The following is a 17,616-nucleotide window of genomic DNA, read 5'->3' on the forward strand; positions in this document are numbered from 1 at the left end:
AATATTATCACTAGGAAAACTGCGATCCGCCAAGAAGCGTCCATGTTGTTGAGGAACTATTGGCAGACTTTAAAGCAGGGAAGAAGGATTGCGAGGATTTCTGGATTAAATTCAAAGATAAATATGATTACATTCGCTATTTTGCTGTTCGCGATGAAAACGGGAACTACATCGGCGCCCTGGAATTCACACAAAATATTAACCCAATCCAAGCAATAGACGGGGAAAAGCGAATTTTAACATCAAAATAATAGAGTTGTAATTATATTGGTGTCAGGCACTATCTTCCTGAAAATGGAATATGGTGCCTGACACCTTTTTTGCGAAAATCTGACAATATCAGCTATTTCAAGCGGTGGGGCGATAATTTCTGTCGATAAAAAAACGGGACATTTTCACAAAGGTGTAACAACTGAAAAAAAATAATGGTAAAAACAGGAGATAATAAAAGTATAAATAAATGCAAAAAAAACTTTCACAGAGGAAAGGAAGAAAATTTTTATTTAAAGGAGGATGAAAAATGAAAAATCAAAAATGGGTCGCCATGCTGTTGGCTGGTGGAAAGGGGACAAGATTAAACGAGCTGACAAACACGATTGTGAAACCAGCTGTACCATTTGGCGGGAAATTCCGAATCATTGATTTTGCTTTAAGCAACTGTAAAAATTCTGGAGTCGAGACCGTTGGGATTTTAACACAATATCGGCCGCAGGCATTGCATGCCCATGTTGGCCAAATCAGCTATTGGAACTTTTACAATCGGTACGGCAGTTTAACGATCCTTCCGCCCTATCAACGGGATAACGAAGGTCTCGAGTGGTATGAAGGCACATCACATGCGGTATTTCAAAATATTGACTTTATCGAGCAGCATAGTCCTGATTATGTTCTGATTCTTTCCGCAGATCAAATCTATAAAATGGATTATTCACTAAGGCTCCAGCAGCATATTGAAACAAACTCAGATTGTACAATTGCGGTTGTCGAAGTCCCATGGGAAGAGGCGCACCGATTTGGCATCTTAGAAATAGACGAAACGACCTATAAAATTAAGGATTTTGTTGAAAAACCGGTAAAACCGACATCGAATTTGGCTTCCATGGGCATTTATATTTTTAAATGGCCGGTTTTAAAAGAGTACTTAATTCAGGAGGAACAGAAAAAATTTACTCATCGGGATTTTGGTATGGATATTATTCCAGCCATGCTGCACGATGGATTGGGGCTGTATGCCTACTATTTTAACCGTTATTGGAAGGATGTCGGCACTGTCCATAGTTATTGGGAAGCGAATCTGGACCTATTAGATAGGCAGAAAAATATTTTCCTGCAAAACACGGAATGGAGAATTCATACCGTGGAAAATAATGAGCCGCCCTTGTATTTAGATGAAAAGGCAAAGGTGCATCATAGTTTAGTTAGTGAAGGCTGCCAAATATCGGGCACAATTGAACAATCTGTTTTGTTTAAAGGAGTTAAGGTAGGAAAGGGAGCACGGATTAAAAACGCCGTCATATTGCCTGATACGATTGTGGAAGAGAACGTGTGGATTGAAAATGCCGTAATCGGAAGCCAATCATTGATAAAACAGGGAGTGATCATCGTCTCGAGGAATCCTGCTGAGCATTTAATGGTCGTCGGAAATCGGGAAACCGTTGACATAATGATAGAAGAAGATAATCTACCGGTAAATAATTTGAAAACTGTCATATCTTATTGAAGCAAATAAAGGTGTCAGGCACTATTTTCCAGAAAGCGGAAGGAGCCTGGCGCTTTTTCGTGGTATAAATGAATGATTTTGAGGCTGTTCGAATAGAGTTTTTAAGAAAAGGACCATAACGACGAGGAAGTGGTAGAAAATGCAATCAAACCAAAATATAACCGAACGATTATCAACCATGATAAAAACCAACCAAAAGGGGGTTTTGGCTTCTGTTGTTTCAGTCCAGGGATCGGCCTATAAACGGGAAGGGGCAAAAATGATTGTCCGAGCGGATGGGGAGTATCACGGGTTGATTTCCGGAGGGTGCCTTGAGTCAGATGTCTCGGCAATAGCAGTGCAAGTTGAGGAAACAGGAATACCAATGATAAAAAAATATGAGTTAAATGAAGAGTTAGTCTGGGGGCTCGGCTTAGGCTGCCCCGGTACGGTTGAAATACTAATTGAGCCGGTTAGTTTTTCGGCTGATTGGAAACATTTGGCTGATGCCTATGTGAACGCTGAGGAAATGGTAGTTTGTAAAGTTCTTCAAACGAAAGAAACCTGCAGCCCCTTGCTCCTCGTAACCAACTCAGATGTTTTTGGCAATTGGACCGATGAGGTTTTACAAGAAATGGCAGTGTCGATTGCGCACCAGAAACTAAGACAACAAGCAGCCGCCCCTGAAAGTATTTGTTTGAAAGCAAAAAATGGAAAAGAGGTTTTTGTTTTCTTTGATGTTCACTTTCCAGCGCCGCAGCTTGTGATATTTGGGGCAGGGGATGATGCTATTCCGCTTGCCAATTTAAGTGCCATGCTTGGTTTTCAAACAACCGTGATTGACCCAAGGCCGGCCTTTAACACCAAAGAGCGTTTTCCGCTTGCAGAAATTTTGATAGCGGGACCGGAGAAATACGAAAATCTATCGGTCATTGATTCTCGCAGCTATATTGTGATCATGAACCATCAGTTTGAAAGGGATACAAATGCCTTAACCTTTGCATTACAATCAGCTGCCCCCTATGTGGGGTTGTTAGGACCCAGAACAAGACGCGAAAAAATGATCGCTCATTTGCAAAACCAAGGAATTGTTTTTTCAAAGGAAGAGATGAAAAAATTATTTAGCCCGATTGGCCTTGATATTGGTGCTGATACATCGGAAGAGATTGGCTTAAGTATCATGGCTGAAATCATCGCTTTTCGTAATCGTCATCAAGGGGGATTTTTAAGGGAGCAATCTTTTATACACCAAAAACCTCGAATCCCCGTAAACGGGAAAAGATGAAAAAGACGTGTGCGCTGATAGTAGCGGCAGGAAATTCATCGAGGATGAACTTTCCTAAACCATTGCTTCAATGGCAGGAACAAACCTTACTGGAATTTCAAATCAATCAGCTGACAATGCTTCCATTTTCAGAAATTATTGTGGTCCTTGGCCACAAGGCAGAAACGATTATCAATCAGGTTTCGATTGCGGATTCAAGGGTTAGTTTACTCGCTTGTCCTACTTATCAGAAGGGCTTAAGTTCCTCCTTGAAATTTGGATTGGAGTATGCCTCGGAAACCCATGATGCTGTGTTGTTGATGCTGGTCGACTTGCCGCTAATCCAGTTGAAGACAATCAAACAAGTTTTTGAAGCAGGAGCTACTTTTCTACATCGTTTCTGTGAGCCGTTTGCCATTCAGCCGAGGTACGAGTATCAAAAGGGACATCCCGTGTTTATCGGCTATTTTCAGGAGTTAAACTGGAGGGATCTCCACGGAGATATTGGGGCCAAACCGCTTATCGGACAATTGAAAAATCGTGAATTCATAGATACGAATGATGTTGGTGTTATTTTTGATATTGATACGCCACAGGATTATGAGAAAGCTCTGTCCATTTATAAACGGAGAACAGGAAATCCAAAAAACTAGCTTCTTCAAGTGGCTAGTTTTTTATTTTGGTAGATTTGACCTAGGTGCACACTAGAGGAATTTAGTCCTTTGTCCTATCTCCCTCCTACTATCTTCCTCCGTCAAATTTCGACATTTATTAGGTCGTTTTAATTAGTTCGAGAATCGAAACGAATAAATAAACCTCTAGCTATCCTTCATTACTCATAGGAAGAGACCATTTCATAGAAATTCAGTCCTAGTAAGTATCGTCGTTAAGATAATTCCAACTAATCATGCAATTATGAATAATTGAAAATATACTAAGTGAGAATTAATCTAAAGGAGGTAATAATTTGAAGAAGAAACTAATTGCACCAGTCGTTTTATCTACTACGCTTCTTGCTGGGAGCATTCCATTTAGTAATGTTCTAGCGAAACAACCTGAGGAAACTGCAACAATTTCAGTAACAAATAAGTGGAGTGAAAAGGTGAATGTTCCCATTTTTGTTCGCGAGAAACAGCTAGAAAAACGGAACTCTAGTACTGCAAGTGATGCCTTAAACTATTTAGAAGAAAAGAAGAGTAAGGTAAAAATCAAGAATCCAAAAGCGGATTTAAAAGTTAAAAAAACGAATAAAGATGATCTTGGAATGACGCATGTCCGTTTTAATCAAACGAAAAATGGAATACCGGTAGAAGGTGCGGAAGTACTCGTCCATTATAACGAAAAGAATGAGATAGTTGCTGTCAATGGTGCTGTTAACGCCGATGTAGATGAACTAAACTTCAATACTAATCCTGAAGTAAATAGTGAAGAGGCCTTGGCGGCGGCAAAATCATCTGTAGATGCTCCATCTCAATTACAATACGATCCGACAACAGAACTTGTCGTCTATCCATTTGAGGGAGAAAGTAGTTTAGCCTATAAAGTAAATGTTAATTTTCATGGAGAAGAACCTGGCAACTGGTTTGTATTTGTCGATGCCCATTCAGGTAAAGTGATTGACAAATACAACGCTTTAATGGACGCAGATGAAATCAAAACACAAACCGGTACGGGTACAGGTGTACTCGGGGCACATAGACTCCTACATATCTCTCAAAGTAAAAATCCGAATACCGGTACCGTCTTTCAATTAGCAGATTATGGACATAAAAACTTAGGTGGAATTTTTACCTATGATGCTCCGACAGGTTCTTTATTTACTAGTAATAGTGCTTCCTTTAAGAAGGATTACGATAGGGCTGCCGTCGATGCTCATTATAATTCAGAAAAAGTATATCACTACTACCTTGATGAACACGGGCGAAACTCACTGGATGATAAGGGCATGGCAATCAATTCTTATGTTCATTATGGAACGAATTACAACAACGCTTTTTGGGATGGCCGGCAGATGACCTATGGCGACGGGGATGGTTCATACATGATCTCTCTTTCCGCCGGACTTGATGTCGCAGCCCATGAAATGACCCATGGTGTTACGACAAATACAGCAAATTTACAATATCGGTTTCAGCCTGGAGCCCTAAATGAAGCGTTTTCTGACATCTTCGGTGCATTAATTGATGATGCCAATTGGGAAATAGGTGAGGATATAATGGGCCCTGGCGCGAAAGCAGATGGCCGTGAATCTTTGCGGAGCTTAAGTGACCCAAGTAAATACCCAGTAGGTGCAGCGTATGTTCCATATGGGAATGGAAAAGGTAAATATCCTTCCCACATGAATGAGTTCTATGACCTTCCACGAAATTTAGATAATGGCGGTGTTCATATTAATTCTTCCATCATCAATCATGCTGCCTATACCACAGCACAAGAAATTGGACGAGATAAATTAGGAAAAATCTACTACCGTGCGCTGTCTGTTTATTTAACGCCAACATCTGATTTTAGCGCAGCTCGGAAAGCTATTATTCAATCAGCCGTTGACCTTTATGGAGCAGGCAGTTCAGAAGCTGCGGCTGCTGCAAACGGATTTAATAAAGTAGGAATTTTGGAATAATGATGCTGTATGATTGAAGAGCCTTAAATAATTGTGCTATTATCCTATCATTAACAATACTTTTAAAAATGGGGGATTATAGTGGCCAGAAAAGCTTATAATGCAGAAGGTGCCGTGTCAGTGGGACCATACTCTCATGCTGTCGATGCGGGGAAATTAGTTTATTTATCAGGTCAAACACCATTGGACTCATCTACGGGAGAACTAGTGAAAGGCGGCATTGGGGACCAAACGAAACAGTGCTTTATCAACTTATTCGAAGTGTTAGCGGCCGCAAATCTGACACCGGATGATGTTATAAAGGTAAATGTTTATTTAACAGACATGAACCATTTTTCTGCCATGAATGAGGTATATCAAACGTATTTTTCCAAACCATATCCTGCAAGGACATGTGTGGCAGTTTTAGCCCTGCCGCTTGGCGCAGAAGTTGAAATTGAAATGATTGCCAAAAGACCATAAGTGAGTCAGGGAACTTCCAAGTAGCGGAAATTCCCTGTTTTTTTAAAAAAGGAATCAATAGAAGCAAGCTGCTCCAACGATGATCAAAAGGATAAACAAGACAACGATTAAGGCAAATGCGCCGGCGCCGCCGAAACCAACACCACCGCCGTAGCCATAACCACAGCCACACCCACCAAATCCACCATATCCACCGTACATAGTATCTCTCTCCTTTTATGAATTTATTTTATTAATAGTAGCCGCCGTAACCGCCAAAGCCTCCGCCTATAAAGGAAGCACCTACGATTATTAGCAGGATAAACAAGACAACAATCAAAGCAAAACCTCCACCTGCACCATCAGACATTCCACAAACCTCCCTTGCCTTTATTTATTTATAAAATATGTGAAAAATGTAAAATGGGAAGGGCACAAACCTAGAATTTAAGACAACAGACCAAATCATTAATCATCAATTAACTGGAAAAAATCTTGTTTTTAAGTGAAATAAAATAAAACCGTCTTTAAAAATGGTAAACTATTTAATAAAACATGATGAAAGAGGTGTACATAATGATAAAAGCCATTTTTTTCGATTTAGATGATACACTCCTTTGGGATCAAAAAAGTGTCAAGGAAGCGTTTGCGGCGACCTGCAAACTTGCTGAGGACCGCTGTGGGGCAGACGCTGTTCAACTGGAAGAAAAAGTACGTGAAGCAGCTAGAAGCCTATACTCTTCCTATGAAACTTTCGCTTTTACGCAAATGATTGGGATTAATCCGTTTGAAGGATTATGGGGTAATTTCTTAGATGATCACGAGGATTTTAAAAAAATGAAAGAAATTGTACCCGAATACCGAAAACAAGCTTGGATCAGGGGGCTAAAGGCGATCGGTGTGGATAATCCTGAATTGGGATGCGAATTAGCGGAACGCTTCCCGAATGAACGCAGAAACCAGCCGTTTGTGTATGAGGAAACTATCAAAACGCTGGGCTCACTAAAATTAAATTATCAACTTCTCCTGTTAACCAATGGATCACCTGACTTGCAAAAAACGAAACTAGACATGTCACCTGAGCTTGTCCCTTATTTTGACCAAATTGTCATTTCTGGGAATTTTGGCAAAGGGAAGCCAGATCCGGCGATTTTCGAATATGCATTGTCACTGATGAACCTGGAGAAAAATGAGGTAATCATGGTCGGGGACAATTTAATGACAGATATTCTCGGTGCTAATCGTGCCGGAATCAAATCAGTTTGGATTAACCGTATCCAGAAAGAGCGAAATGAAGTGATTCCTACTTATGAAATTCAGCATTTGGAAGAGCTGTTTAGCCTATTAGAGGAATTAAAGGCGAAGGGGTAAAATATGGCTGAAAGACGAGTCTTCTTGCTCAGGAGACTCGTTTCTCAGCTCTATTAATCAATTAGTAGTTTCGCTCAATGACAAAATAGGCCAAATCACCACGATAAATTGTTTTCGAATATTCTATGATGGTTCCATCATGGAGGTACGCCAAGGTATCAAGGGCAAAGCAGGGGTTGCCTGAGCTGATTTGCAGTTTTTCGGCTGAGTCCTCATCGGCGATAAACAATTCAAGACTTTCGATTGTTTTGTTAATTTTTAAGCCGTATTGGGTTTCCAAAAGGTTATATAATGACTTTTCACATGCCTCTCTATTTAACGCAGGGGTTTTATACCACGGTAAATAGGCAATTTCATACTGGAGTGGTTCTTCATTAACAAAGCGAACCCTCTCAAGCATATTGACGGGCTCGCCCTCCGCTATCTTTAGCTGCTCACTTAGATAATCATCTGCGGGGATCACATCCAGCTGCAGAACTTTAATGAGCGGTTTTTTTCCTTGCATGGAAATTTGTTTCGAAAAATGTTCTACAGTTGTAGTTAGGATTTGTTTTACTTTGTTCGCTGCGACAAAGGTTCCGCTTCCTCTTTTTCGATAAATATAACCTTCCATTGTTAATTGTTGTAAGGCAGTGCGGACGGTTGTCCTGCTGACACCATATTTATCACAAAATTCTGCCTCAGTCGGCAGCTGCGAGTCTGGCTTATATTCCCCATCATTAATTAATTGAATGATTGCATCCTTTACCTTAAGGTGAAGTGCACTGCCATCTTTCATTTCTACTGACAATTAAAATCCCTCCCTCTTTACTATTGATAATCAAAAAAACTAAATATGATGTCTAATATATACAATTTATAAAATTTGTCATAACAAATTGATAAATTGTATTATAAATATTCTGAATCGTTAATACAATGATAATGCAGCATGTCATAACTTTATTTGGGAGGTGGACGGAGCTAAGTAATAGCAAACAATACTTTCCGAAAAAATTAGCATCCATTGTTGAATTGCTACTTTTATTGTTGCTCTTATTTTCTCTTTTGAAATCGCTTTCATTTTTAGTAGGGGGTTTATGATGAAAATTTTATTATGCTGCTCCGCCGGTATGTCTACAAGTCTTTTAGTTTCAAAGATGGAAGCTAGTGCGAAGTCGCAAGGAATTGACTGCAAAATTTGGTCGGTAGGTTCAACGGAAATAAATGAACAAATCAATCACGCCGATGTACTGCTTCTTGGGCCGCAGGTTCGCTATTTACTCACACAGCTAAAGAAAGCTGGAGAGAAAAAGGGGATTCCTGTAGATTCCATTAACCCAAGACATTATGGCCTTTGTAATGGTGAGGAAGTTTTGAAGCAAGCTTTAAATCTACTTAAAGGGGAGTGAGGGACATGATGAATTTTGTTGATAAATTTATTATGCCATTCGCAAATAAGCTTGGCAGTAACAGGCATCTTCTCGCCATTCGTGATGCCTTGGTCGGAATGATTGCGATTACGATGATTGGTTCTTTATCCGTGTTAGTAACAAACTTAGGTGCAGTTCCAGGTGTTGGAAAATATTACGAAAAGTTTATGATCTCTCTTTTTGGTGAAACTTGGAAAACACTAGGCTCAGATATTTGGTGGGGAACACTTGCTTTTATGACCATCTTTGCCGTTTTCGGGATTGCTAATCGACTGGCAAGGTCTTACGGTGATGATGGATTCGAGGCGATGCTGGTTTCCGCTGCCTCCTTTTTTGTCCTCATTCCACAAGTTGCAAATGTCTCACTTACTCCTGAGGGTGGAGAAGCAGTAACCGGATCGGCCTGGGGGGTTATTAGCTGGAATTATTTCAATTCTACTGCCCTTTTCACTGGCATTATCGTCGCCCTCGTTGCTACGGAAATATTTGTTCGGCTGGCAAAGGTAAAATTCCTTATTATTAAATTGCCTGATGGAGTTCCACCGGCAGTTTCCCGTTCTTTTGCGAAGCTCTTACCGGGCATGGTGACCATATTTACGGTTGGTTTGTTCGGATTATTGTTACGAAAATTTATCAGTGAGGGTGCCTATCTAAACGACTGGTTAAATAAGGTACTCGTTTCGCCGCTCACCGGTGCTGTTGACACGATTGCTTTTGCGATTCTAATCGTATTCTTAGTACACTGCTTCTGGATTCTAGGTCTTCACGGTCCAAATATTCTTGGAGGCATTACAACACCTTTAATGACTAAGCTGGGTCAAGATAATATCAACATGTATGCACAGCATGTAGATGATTTAAGCAAGTATCACGTTCTATCCGGATCATTCCTAGATGCGTTCGTTTATCTCGGCGGTTCAGGTGCCACATTAGGTTTAATTATTGCCATGTTTATCGCCGGGCGAAAACGCTATAAGCAATTACTCGCCTTGGGGACACCGCCGGGAATATTTCAAATTAACGAACCGATTTTGTTCGGATTGCCAATTGTATTGAATCCAATCTGGTTTATTCCCTTTATCCTCAGTCCAATTATTATGACCATTGTAGCCTATTCATCTATTAGTCTAGGCTTGGTTCACCCAGTTGTCGCTGACATTCCTTGGGTAACACCGGCGATAGTCGGTGGATTACTGGCAACAGGCGGCCACATATCTGGGGCCATTTTAGCGGCAGTGAATTTAGTTATTTCGATTGTCATATACCTGCCTTTTGTTTTTGTAACTGGAAGAATAGATGCAAGGAAAGCAGAAGATAAGCCATTAGCATAGTCTTTTTCAAATAAATTTAGCTAATAAGCCCTGGGACATTCAGAATTCCTCTGTACATTACCCAGGGTCATACTTACTTGCTCCTAGAATGTTTGTCACATATAAATTGATGATACAACCAGAGGTGTGGTGAAATGAAAACAGGTTTGAAAATTGTCACGATTGGCGGGGGCTCAAGCTATACCCCTGAACTAATTGAGGGTTTTATTAATTATCATAATGAACTGCCAGTTCGGGAAATATGGCTTGTGGACGTGGAAGAAGGGAAGGAGAAACTTGATATTGTCGGCAATTTGGCGAAAAGGATGGTGAAAAAGGCCGGAGTTTCAATTGAAATCCATTTAACGTTAGATCGAAAAGAAGCGTTAAAATCTGCAGATTTTGTCACTACGCAATTCCGGGTCGGTATGCTTGACGCGAGAGGGAAAGATGAACGCATTCCCTTGAAGCACGGCGTTCTCGGACAGGAGACCAACGGGCCAGGCGGCTTATTTAAAGCGCTGAGAACCATTCCTGTCATACTTGATATTTGCCGGGAGATGGAGGAGTTATGTCCAAATGCCTGGCTGATAAACTTTACGAATCCTGCAGGTATGGTGACGGAGGCAGTGCTTCGTTACAGTACGATTAAAAAAGTCGTTGGATTGTGCAACGTGCCGATTGGAATGGAAATGGGTGTCGCCTCGCTCTTAGGCGTTGATCCTAACAGAGTTCGCATTAATTTTGCCGGCTTAAACCACATGGTGTACGGATTGGATGTTTTTGTCGATGGGGTATCTGTGAAGGACCAAGTGATTTCGTTATTAACAGATCCGGATAAGAGTATCACGATGCAAAACATCCATGCAATGGGATGGGAGCCTGAATTTTTAAAGGCATTGGATGTTCTTCCATGCCCTTATCACCATTATTATTATAAATCAGGAGAAATGCTGGCTGAGGAATTGAAAAATTTTAAAGAAGGGGGCACACGGGCAGAGGTTGTTAAAAAACTAGAGGATGAGCTATTTGAATTATATAAGGATCCTAATTTGGCCATAAAGCCGCCGCAGTTAGAGAAACGGGGCGGGGCTTATTATAGTGAAGCAGCTGTTAGGCTGATCCACTCTATTTATACGGATAAACGAGATATTCAGACTGTGAATACACGGAATAACGGTGCGATTTCGAGCCTTCCAGCTGATTCTGCAGTTGAAGTCAGCTGCATTATCACTAGTACGGGACCAAAGCCACTGGCGATGGGCGAGCTGCCAATATATGTGAACGGTCTTGTTCAGCAAATAAAATCATTTGAACGGGCGGCTATTGACGCTGCCGTCAGCGGTGATTATCGGACGGCATTATTAGCGATGAGCATTAATCCACTTGTTCCAAGTGATCGAATTGCTAAGATTATTTTAGATGAAATGTTGGAGGCACATAAAAAATATCTTCCACAGTTTTCAATGAAGGGGGTTTAATACTAGTGGAAAACCAAGAAACAGTGATTTTTCAACTAATCCTTCATGGCGGCAATGGAAGAAGTGCCGCGATGGAGGCAATTCAGGCAGCACGAACGGGTGACTTTGAAGGTGCAAAGGATAAATTAAAGGAGTCCGCTAATGCCTTGAATGAGGCACATCATATTCAAACATCGTTGATTCAAGGGGAGATAAGGGGAGAAAAAACGGAAATAACTTTGCTAATGGTCCATGCGCAGGATCATTTAATGAATGCGATAATGGTTAGGGATTTGGCTGAAGAAATGGTTGAACTTTACCGTAGAATCAAATGATTAATCAAATGAAAGGTCCCCCTGAATATAGTGAAGGCAATCCGAAAAGGGTGATTAAATATGATTAAATTAATCATCAATGCAGATGATTTTGGGTTAAGCAGAGGTGTAAACCACGGAATCATCGATAGCTATTTGTATGGAGTGGTCAATTCAACGACGATGATGATGAATATGGCGGGAACCGGCCATGCGATTCAATTGGCCAAAAATAACCCTGGGCTAAGGGTAGGAATTCATTTAGTTCTGACAAGTGGGAAACCAATTGTACCTGATGTTCCGACATTGATTGGTGATAATGGGTATTTTAAGTCCTTGGCTGCTTTTAACAAAGGCAGTGAACTTTCATTAACTGAGGTAGAAAGAGAATGGACTGCTCAAATCGAACGATTTATCTCGTCAGGGCTTACGCCTACTCATCTCGACAGCCACCACCATGTCCATACGCTGAAGGAACTGGAGCCGGTGGCCAAGAAACTAGCTAATAAATATCGGCTTCCGGTACGCAGAAATGGCTGGATTGGGATAGATGGAGTTGAACCTTACACCGACTTGTCACTGTTCGATTTTTACGGAGAAGGGGTCGCAGAGGATTATTTTTCAACTCTATCAACACGGATTAGAGAGGGGACGACCGTTGAGATCATGTGTCATCCAGCCTATGTAGATCATACCCTTATTGCCTGTTCTTCCTATACGTTTAAGAGAATAACGGAATATAAGATTCTGACAACAGTCACTTTACCAGGAGAAATGGTTTTATTATGAAATTTTAAATGTAACTTTATCCTCCTTTTCCACGACTATAAAAATGAAACCTAATGTTGATAAAGGGGGATTAATAATGTCACATAAAAAAATGATTTTGATCATGAGTTCAGCTTTAGTAATTGGGCTATTAACTAGTTGCGGAACGGGTGCTAAAACAAATGGAAGTTCTGAAGGTATAAAAACAGAAAACCCTAAAGAGAATGAAATTGCTGCTAATTTCCTTTCCAACATTGAAACAAAAGAAGATAAACATTCCATTATCATCAAGTACAAGGTTAAAAATATATCGGGGAAAGTACAAAAGCTAACATTTTCTAGCGGGTTAGAGGCAGATTTCATTGTGTATAATCAAGCAGGGAAAAAAGTCAAACAATATTCCGATGATGTGATGTCCACGCAAGTCATGAAGGAGATACTGTTAGAAAATAATCAAGAAATATCGAAAGAGTTTACCATTTCCGATTTTACCAATGGGCACTATAAAATAGAAGTATTCTTAACAGCTAAGGAAGAGGAAGCAAAAGCAGTTACGGACTTAATCGTTAAAAATTCTTTTTCTAAAGGATCGGGTGAACTAGTCGGCCTAATAGATAACCATACAGTTGAGATTGATATCGATGGAATAAAAACAGCTTTCCAGTTAACGGAAGAAGCGCAGCAACAATATAAATCACTTAAAGAAGGCGCGCATGTTTCATTTGTTTACAAAGAAAATGAACATGAGCAAAAAGTGATTGAGAAGTTTGAGGTAGATTCTAAATAGAATAAAAGGGGAGATAGGCAAGTGTGCCTGTCCCCCGGATGATGTTTAACATTGCTATTTCAGACGGAAAAGTCTTTGTGGTCGGCCGACAGTTCCATATTGCAGGAATTCCTCAGCCATTTCCTGTTCGATTAGGTAATCCAAATAAGCGCGAGCAGTTGAGCGGCTAACTCCTGCTATTTGGGCAATTTGGGCTGCACTGCGCAGATGCTGATCATGTATTAAGGATTGTTTCACTCTTTCTAAAGTGCGTAGGTCAAGACCCTTGGGCATCTGTTCCTCAGCGTGAGGCTTTGGGGCTCGATATTTTTTCAGACCTTCCACAAAGTTTTGATCTAGCTGGCTGCTGGAAAGCAAGTGGAATTTATACTGACTGTATTTCTTTAGCGTCTCTTTCAATAAATCTAGTCTAAATGGTTTGATTAAATAATCAAATATGCCTAATCTAAATGCCTCTTCAATAATATTGATTTCAGTAGCGGCTGTAATCAATATGACATCGCAAGGAAGGTTCCTAGAGCGAATGTCCCGTAATACTTCAAGACCTGAACGATCCGGCAAATAGACATCAAGCAAGAGTAAATCAGGGCTGAGCTTGCTTGTAAGGGACATAGTTTCTTCAAAGTTTTTGGCAACCCCGATAAGCGTATATCCCTCCTGTTGATTAATATATTTGCCATGAAGATTGGCGATCATGAAATCGTCGTCAATGACTAAAACACGTTGCTGTAATCCATTCATTTCAATTCCTCCCCTACAGGCAAAGTTACCATCATGTTCGTTCCTTCTAAACAACTCTCGCAGGTAATGAATCCATTAATATTAGATAGTAAGCGACTAATAAACGCTAAACCATATCCTCGTCCTTTCCCTTTCGTAGTAATTCCATCTTTAAAAAGCGATTCTTTGATCGCTGAATCTATTCCTGGTCCGTTATCATTAACATGTATTACTAGATTATTTATTTCTTCTTTAATAAAAATGGAAACAAAAGGATGTTCATGCTGAAAACCGGATAGCTGAATTGCTTCGAACGCATTTTCGACAAGGTTCCCTAATATCGTAATGACAATCTCTCTATATGGACAGTTCTCTGACACAAAGGATTCGTTGTCTATATTTAATTGAATTCCAAGCTCCTGTGCTCGATGTGCTTTACCAACTAAGATTCCAGCAATCGCAGGGTCGCGGACCTTTGTCAAATAATACTGGATTGTATGTTGATAGTCTTCATTTTCTTGCTTAATAACCGATTCAGCCAAATCGTATTCAGACATCTGGATCAGTCCTGAAATTAAATGTAATTTGTTCATGTATTCATGTCTTTGACTCCGTAATGTATCAACGTATTTCCCAATATCGTCCAAATGCCGGTCGATTTTTTCTAGTTGGATCTTGTCCCGAAAAGTGCTGACCGCTCCAATTACTTTGTCCGACATAATGACAGGTACCCAATTAGAAACGACAAGCGTATTGCCGACAATCATCGGCTGATCGTTTAGGGGAATGCCTTTTTGGAGAACATCAGGCAAACTGCTCATCGGTAAAATCGCTGAAAGTTCGATTCCGATTAGTTCCTTATCGTCCATACCAAGCATTTTTTTAGCTTCACGATTGCACGTAACGATTTTCCCATCACTATTGACGGCGATGACTCCTTCGCGAATGGCCTCGAAAATGGAAGATTGCTTTTCCATTTCAAAGGCAATTTCATAGGGTTCTAAATTAAAAATTTGTTTTTTGACATGGCCTGATAAGAAATAGGCGCCTGTCAAACCGAAAAGAAGGGTAATTAGACCAATGCCGATAAATTTCACTAAAAATGAGTGTAATTGATGCCAAATATTTTTATCAAGAAAACCGACGGAGACAATCCCGATTTGCTGATGCATTTGGTTATAAATAGGTGCTTTTCCCCGTATCGAGTATCCGAGAGTGCCCTTGGCTTTTGTGATACTTTCTCCGCCTTTTAGGACGACGTCGTTGTCCTCGCCCACCATATATTCTCCTATTCTTTCTGGATTCGGATGGCTATAGCGAAGGGTATCCATATTCCCGACAACAATAAATTCTGCTCCGGTTTTCAAACGGATAGTCTCAACAATCGGTTGAATTTCAGCTGATGGGTTTTGTTCATCAAATGCCGTAATAATTTGCGGCAGACCGGCTACTGTTTTCGCTACAGCAAGGGCCCGTTCGCCGGTTTCTGAAAATTCATTAGATACAAATATATAGGAAAAGGCTGAAATAACTAGGATAAGGACGAAAAGAATATTGAAAGAAACAAGCCAATTGATTTTACTTCTTAACTTCATTTTTTTAATAAGCTGCATTCCATTCCCCTTAGATTAATTATGAGAAAAAAAAGAATATACAAACAGTTTAACAATAATCCTTAAAAGCAAAAAGTCTTTTTCGTTGCCAATATCGCCAAAATGGTAAAAATCGATTTTATTAAACTTTTAGCCATAATATATCCCATTTCTGAAAATTCTTATAATATCTTGGTAAGCGCTATCAAAAAGGGGGTAATGGTAGAAAATGATTGAATTAGTCGGAGCCAGCAAGGAATTTATCAAGCCTTCTGGCGAGATTCACACGGTCTTAAACAATATTAATCTTAAAGTAGGGAAAGGCGAGTTTTGTTCCATTGTTGGCCCAACTGGTTGTGGGAAATCAACGACATTAAATTTAATTGCTGGTTTTGAACAACCTTCAAAGGGAAAGGTTCAAATTCAAGGAACACAACTGCAAGGAATCAACAAACATGCGGCATGCGTTTTCCAAACTGAAAATGCCTTTCCATGGAAAACGGTTATTGACAATGTTTCTCTCGGTTTAAGATTAGACGGTGTCAAAAAAGAAGAAGCCTATAGCGAAGCAAGGAAATGGATTGAGAAAGTCGGTCTAAAAGGTTTCGAAGGACATTATCCTCACCAGCTATCAGGAGGTATGAGGAAAAGGGTTGCCTTGGCTCAGTGCCTAATCACGCAGCCTGAGATCCTCCTGATGGACGAGTCCTTCTCCGCCCTAGATGTTCATACGAGGGCACTAATGGAAAATGAGCTACTATCAATCTGGGAAGAAACCTCAGCATCTGTCATCTTCATCACCCACGATTTGGAAGAAGCGATTGCGTTAAGCGATCGAGTAATTGTGTTGACAGCCGGCCCGGCAGCAACGATAAAAGGGGATTATAAAATCGATCTAGAACGGCCGCGAAATGTATCAGAAATTCGGTTTGACCCACAGTTCATGAAACTGCATGAGCAAATTTGGAACGATCTACGAGATGAGGTGTTCATTAGTTATGCACACGCAAACAATGCTTGACAATAAACAAGATGAAGTTTTGCTTCGCAAAAAAGAACTACAAATGAAAGCGGCAAAAATCAAGATACGAAATCTAAGCTTGCAAATTGCAGTAGCAGTGATTATTTTCGGCTCTTGGGAATTTTTAGCCTCAAATCGATACATTGATCCCTTCTTTTTTTCCAGTCCAGGTGAGATTATAAATCAGATTAAGGAATGGATTTTCGAAGGAACAAGCCAAGGACCTCTATATATTCATTTCATTGTAACCTTTGAGGAGACAATTCTTTCCTTTATAATTGGCGTCATTTTAGGGGTACTTGCTGGATATGTGTTAGGAAGCAATGATATTCTTGCCGTCATTTTTGGACCCTATATTCAAATGCTAAATGCTTTGCCAAGGGTTGTTTTGGCACCGATCTTTATCATTTGGTTTGGTTTAGGAATGCCTTCGAAAATTGCACTAGGGGTAACACTTACATTTTTTATTGTCTTTTTCAATGCTTTTCAAGGAGTACGAGAAGTCGATCGCAACTTGCTAAATAATGCTCGTTTACTGGGGGCAAACAAAAAGCAGTTGGCCAAACATGTTATTATTCCTTCCGCCTTAACATGGATATTATCAAGTCTCCACGCTAGTTTTGGCTTCGCCCTTGTGGGTGTTGTTGTCGGAGAATTTATCGGTTCGACAAAGGGGTTGGGATTTCTTATTGCTCAAGCCCAAGGTGCCTTTAATACAACCGGTGTTTTCGCTGGAATGGTGATTTTATCGATTACTTCCTTACTCGCCACATGGGGAGTCGGCAAACTAGAGAAACGGTTTGTTGCTTGGCGCTTTGTCCGCCAATAAGGAAATTT

General features: G+C 40.3%; 19 protein-coding genes and 1 pseudogene. 15 read left to right on the forward strand and 5 right to left on the reverse strand.

From position 1 onward, the window contains the following. Nucleotides 1-14: 14 nt before the first annotated feature. The 6 genes and pseudogenes from ACIQCO_RS20750 to ACIQCO_RS20775 all read left to right on the forward strand — a co-directional run. Nucleotides 15-251, forward strand: a pseudogene (locus ACIQCO_RS20750) (PAS domain-containing protein); the annotation flags it as partial. A gap of 269 nt (nt 252-520) precedes the next feature. Next, on the forward strand, nt 521-1,720 hold the full coding sequence (locus ACIQCO_RS20755) for a glucose-1-phosphate adenylyltransferase (protein ID WP_400431978.1): 1,200 nt from the start codon (nt 521-523) through the stop codon (nt 1,718-1,720). Nucleotides 1,721-1,859: 139 nt separating this feature from the next. Then, complete coding sequence (locus tag ACIQCO_RS20760; RefSeq protein WP_400431981.1) at nt 1,860-2,984, forward strand: XdhC family protein; 1,125 nt, start codon at nt 1,860-1,862, stop codon at nt 2,982-2,984. Then, complete coding sequence (locus ACIQCO_RS20765) at nt 2,981-3,616, forward strand: nucleotidyltransferase family protein (RefSeq protein ID WP_400431984.1); 636 nt, start codon at nt 2,981-2,983, stop codon at nt 3,614-3,616. Before ACIQCO_RS20760 ends, ACIQCO_RS20765 begins: the two co-directional genes overlap by 4 nt. Nucleotides 3,617-3,930: 314 nt before the next feature. Continuing rightward, nucleotides 3,931-5,583 carry a M4 family metallopeptidase gene (locus ACIQCO_RS20770; RefSeq protein ID WP_400431987.1) on the forward strand — a complete coding sequence of 551 codons (1,653 nt, stop codon included), beginning with the start codon at nt 3,931-3,933 and terminating at the stop codon, nt 5,581-5,583. 81 nt (nt 5,584-5,664) lie between these two features. Further along, on the forward strand, nt 5,665-6,045 hold the full coding sequence (locus ACIQCO_RS20775; RefSeq protein ID WP_400431990.1) for a RidA family protein: 381 nt from the start codon (nt 5,665-5,667) through the stop codon (nt 6,043-6,045). 54 nt (nt 6,046-6,099) lie between these two features. Here ACIQCO_RS20775 and ACIQCO_RS20780 read toward each other — a convergent pair whose 3' ends face one another. Both ACIQCO_RS20780 and ACIQCO_RS20785 read right to left on the reverse strand, forming a co-directional pair. Continuing rightward, nucleotides 6,100-6,246, reverse strand: a complete 147-nt coding sequence (locus ACIQCO_RS20780) for a YjcZ family sporulation protein (RefSeq protein ID WP_400431993.1) — start codon at nt 6,244-6,246, stop codon at nt 6,100-6,102. 31 nt (nt 6,247-6,277) lie between these two features. Beyond that, nucleotides 6,278-6,394: a YjcZ family sporulation protein gene (locus ACIQCO_RS20785; protein WP_400431996.1), complete on the reverse strand. Its 117-nt coding sequence runs from the start codon at nt 6,392-6,394 to the stop codon at nt 6,278-6,280. A 206-nt stretch (nt 6,395-6,600) separates the two neighbouring features. Between ACIQCO_RS20785 and ACIQCO_RS20790 the strand changes: the two genes are divergently transcribed. Further along, nucleotides 6,601-7,395 (forward strand): HAD family hydrolase, encoded by a 795-nt coding sequence (locus ACIQCO_RS20790; protein WP_400431999.1) that lies wholly within the window; start codon nt 6,601-6,603, stop codon nt 7,393-7,395. A gap of 61 nt (nt 7,396-7,456) precedes the next feature. Here the strand turns inward: ACIQCO_RS20790 and ACIQCO_RS20795 are convergent, their stop codons facing one another. Continuing rightward, the gene (locus tag ACIQCO_RS20795) at nt 7,457-8,185 is read right to left on the reverse strand and encodes a GntR family transcriptional regulator (protein WP_400432002.1); all 729 of its coding nucleotides are present in this window, start codon (nt 8,183-8,185) and stop codon (nt 7,457-7,459) included. Nucleotides 8,186-8,477: 292 nt separating this feature from the next. Between ACIQCO_RS20795 and ACIQCO_RS20800 the strand changes: the two genes are divergently transcribed. From ACIQCO_RS20800 to ACIQCO_RS20825, 6 genes are all read left to right on the forward strand, one after another. Further along, nucleotides 8,478-8,786, forward strand: coding sequence for a PTS sugar transporter subunit IIB (locus tag ACIQCO_RS20800; protein ID WP_400432005.1), 309 nt, complete (start codon nt 8,478-8,480; stop codon nt 8,784-8,786). 5 nt (nt 8,787-8,791) lie between these two features. Further along, nucleotides 8,792-10,138: a PTS sugar transporter subunit IIC gene (locus tag ACIQCO_RS20805; protein WP_400432008.1), complete on the forward strand. Its 1,347-nt coding sequence runs from the start codon at nt 8,792-8,794 to the stop codon at nt 10,136-10,138. 134 nt (nt 10,139-10,272) lie between these two features. After that, nucleotides 10,273-11,598, forward strand: a complete 1,326-nt coding sequence (locus ACIQCO_RS20810) for a 6-phospho-beta-glucosidase (protein WP_400432011.1) — start codon at nt 10,273-10,275, stop codon at nt 11,596-11,598. A 5-nt stretch (nt 11,599-11,603) separates the two neighbouring features. Further along, nucleotides 11,604-11,912: a PTS lactose/cellobiose transporter subunit IIA gene (locus ACIQCO_RS20815; protein ID WP_400432014.1), complete on the forward strand. Its 309-nt coding sequence runs from the start codon at nt 11,604-11,606 to the stop codon at nt 11,910-11,912. 60 nt (nt 11,913-11,972) lie between these two features. Beyond that, complete coding sequence (chbG, locus tag ACIQCO_RS20820) at nt 11,973-12,680, forward strand: chitin disaccharide deacetylase (RefSeq protein WP_400432017.1); 708 nt, start codon at nt 11,973-11,975, stop codon at nt 12,678-12,680. A gap of 76 nt (nt 12,681-12,756) precedes the next feature. Then, complete coding sequence (locus ACIQCO_RS20825; protein WP_400432020.1) at nt 12,757-13,446, forward strand: BsuPI-related putative proteinase inhibitor; 690 nt, start codon at nt 12,757-12,759, stop codon at nt 13,444-13,446. A gap of 54 nt (nt 13,447-13,500) precedes the next feature. Here ACIQCO_RS20825 and ACIQCO_RS20830 read toward each other — a convergent pair whose 3' ends face one another. Both ACIQCO_RS20830 and ACIQCO_RS20835 read right to left on the reverse strand, forming a co-directional pair. Continuing rightward, entirely contained in the window at nt 13,501-14,187 is a 687-nt protein-coding gene (locus ACIQCO_RS20830; protein WP_400432023.1) for a response regulator, read from the reverse strand. Beyond that, nucleotides 14,184-15,779, reverse strand: a complete 1,596-nt coding sequence (locus tag ACIQCO_RS20835; RefSeq protein ID WP_400432025.1) for an ATP-binding protein — start codon at nt 15,777-15,779, stop codon at nt 14,184-14,186. Before ACIQCO_RS20835 ends, ACIQCO_RS20830 begins: the two co-directional genes overlap by 4 nt. Before the next feature lie 208 nt (nt 15,780-15,987). Here ACIQCO_RS20835 and ACIQCO_RS20840 point away from each other — a divergent pair, with 208 nt between their 5' ends. Beyond that, complete coding sequence (locus ACIQCO_RS20840) at nt 15,988-16,779, forward strand: ABC transporter ATP-binding protein (protein WP_400432027.1); 792 nt, start codon at nt 15,988-15,990, stop codon at nt 16,777-16,779. After that, nucleotides 16,757-17,608 carry an ABC transporter permease gene (locus ACIQCO_RS20845; protein ID WP_400432030.1) on the forward strand — a complete coding sequence of 284 codons (852 nt, stop codon included), beginning with the start codon at nt 16,757-16,759 and terminating at the stop codon, nt 17,606-17,608. Before ACIQCO_RS20840 ends, ACIQCO_RS20845 begins: the two co-directional genes overlap by 23 nt. Nucleotides 17,609-17,616: the final 8 nt, after the last annotated feature.

This window comes from Neobacillus sp. NPDC093127 (assembly GCF_044754175.1).
In the GTDB taxonomy this organism is placed as follows: Bacteria; Bacillota; Bacilli; order Bacillales; family Cytobacillaceae; genus Neobacillus.

Bases quoted from the DNA above. Each gene is read 5' to 3' on its own strand.
- ACIQCO_RS20755 (WP_400431978.1), top strand. From the start codon at position 521: ATGAAAAATCAAAAATGGGTCGCCATGCTGTTGGCTGGTGGAAAGGGG.
- ACIQCO_RS20760 (WP_400431981.1), top strand. From the start codon at position 1,860: ATGCAATCAAACCAAAATATAACCGAACGATTATCAACCATGATAAAA.
- ACIQCO_RS20765 (WP_400431984.1), top strand. From the start codon at position 2,981: ATGAAAAAGACGTGTGCGCTGATAGTAGCGGCAGGAAATTCATCGAGG.
- ACIQCO_RS20780 (WP_400431993.1), bottom strand. From the start codon at position 6,246: ATGTACGGTGGATATGGTGGATTTGGTGGGTGTGGCTGTGGTTATGGC.
- ACIQCO_RS20785 (WP_400431996.1), bottom strand. From the start codon at position 6,394: ATGTCTGATGGTGCAGGTGGAGGTTTTGCTTTGATTGTTGTCTTGTTT.
- ACIQCO_RS20790 (WP_400431999.1), top strand. From the start codon at position 6,601: ATGATAAAAGCCATTTTTTTCGATTTAGATGATACACTCCTTTGGGAT.
- ACIQCO_RS20800 (WP_400432005.1), top strand. From the start codon at position 8,478: ATGAAAATTTTATTATGCTGCTCCGCCGGTATGTCTACAAGTCTTTTA.
- ACIQCO_RS20805 (WP_400432008.1), top strand. From the start codon at position 8,792: ATGATGAATTTTGTTGATAAATTTATTATGCCATTCGCAAATAAGCTT.
- ACIQCO_RS20810 (WP_400432011.1), top strand. From the start codon at position 10,273: ATGAAAACAGGTTTGAAAATTGTCACGATTGGCGGGGGCTCAAGCTAT.
- chbG (WP_400432017.1), top strand. From the start codon at position 11,973: ATGATTAAATTAATCATCAATGCAGATGATTTTGGGTTAAGCAGAGGT.
- ACIQCO_RS20825 (WP_400432020.1), top strand. From the start codon at position 12,757: ATGTCACATAAAAAAATGATTTTGATCATGAGTTCAGCTTTAGTAATT.
- ACIQCO_RS20830 (WP_400432023.1), bottom strand. From the start codon at position 14,187: ATGAATGGATTACAGCAACGTGTTTTAGTCATTGACGACGATTTCATG.
- ACIQCO_RS20835 (WP_400432025.1), bottom strand. From the start codon at position 15,779: ATGCAGCTTATTAAAAAAATGAAGTTAAGAAGTAAAATCAATTGGCTT.
- ACIQCO_RS20840 (WP_400432027.1), top strand. From the start codon at position 15,988: ATGATTGAATTAGTCGGAGCCAGCAAGGAATTTATCAAGCCTTCTGGC.
- ACIQCO_RS20845 (WP_400432030.1), top strand. From the start codon at position 16,757: ATGCACACGCAAACAATGCTTGACAATAAACAAGATGAAGTTTTGCTT.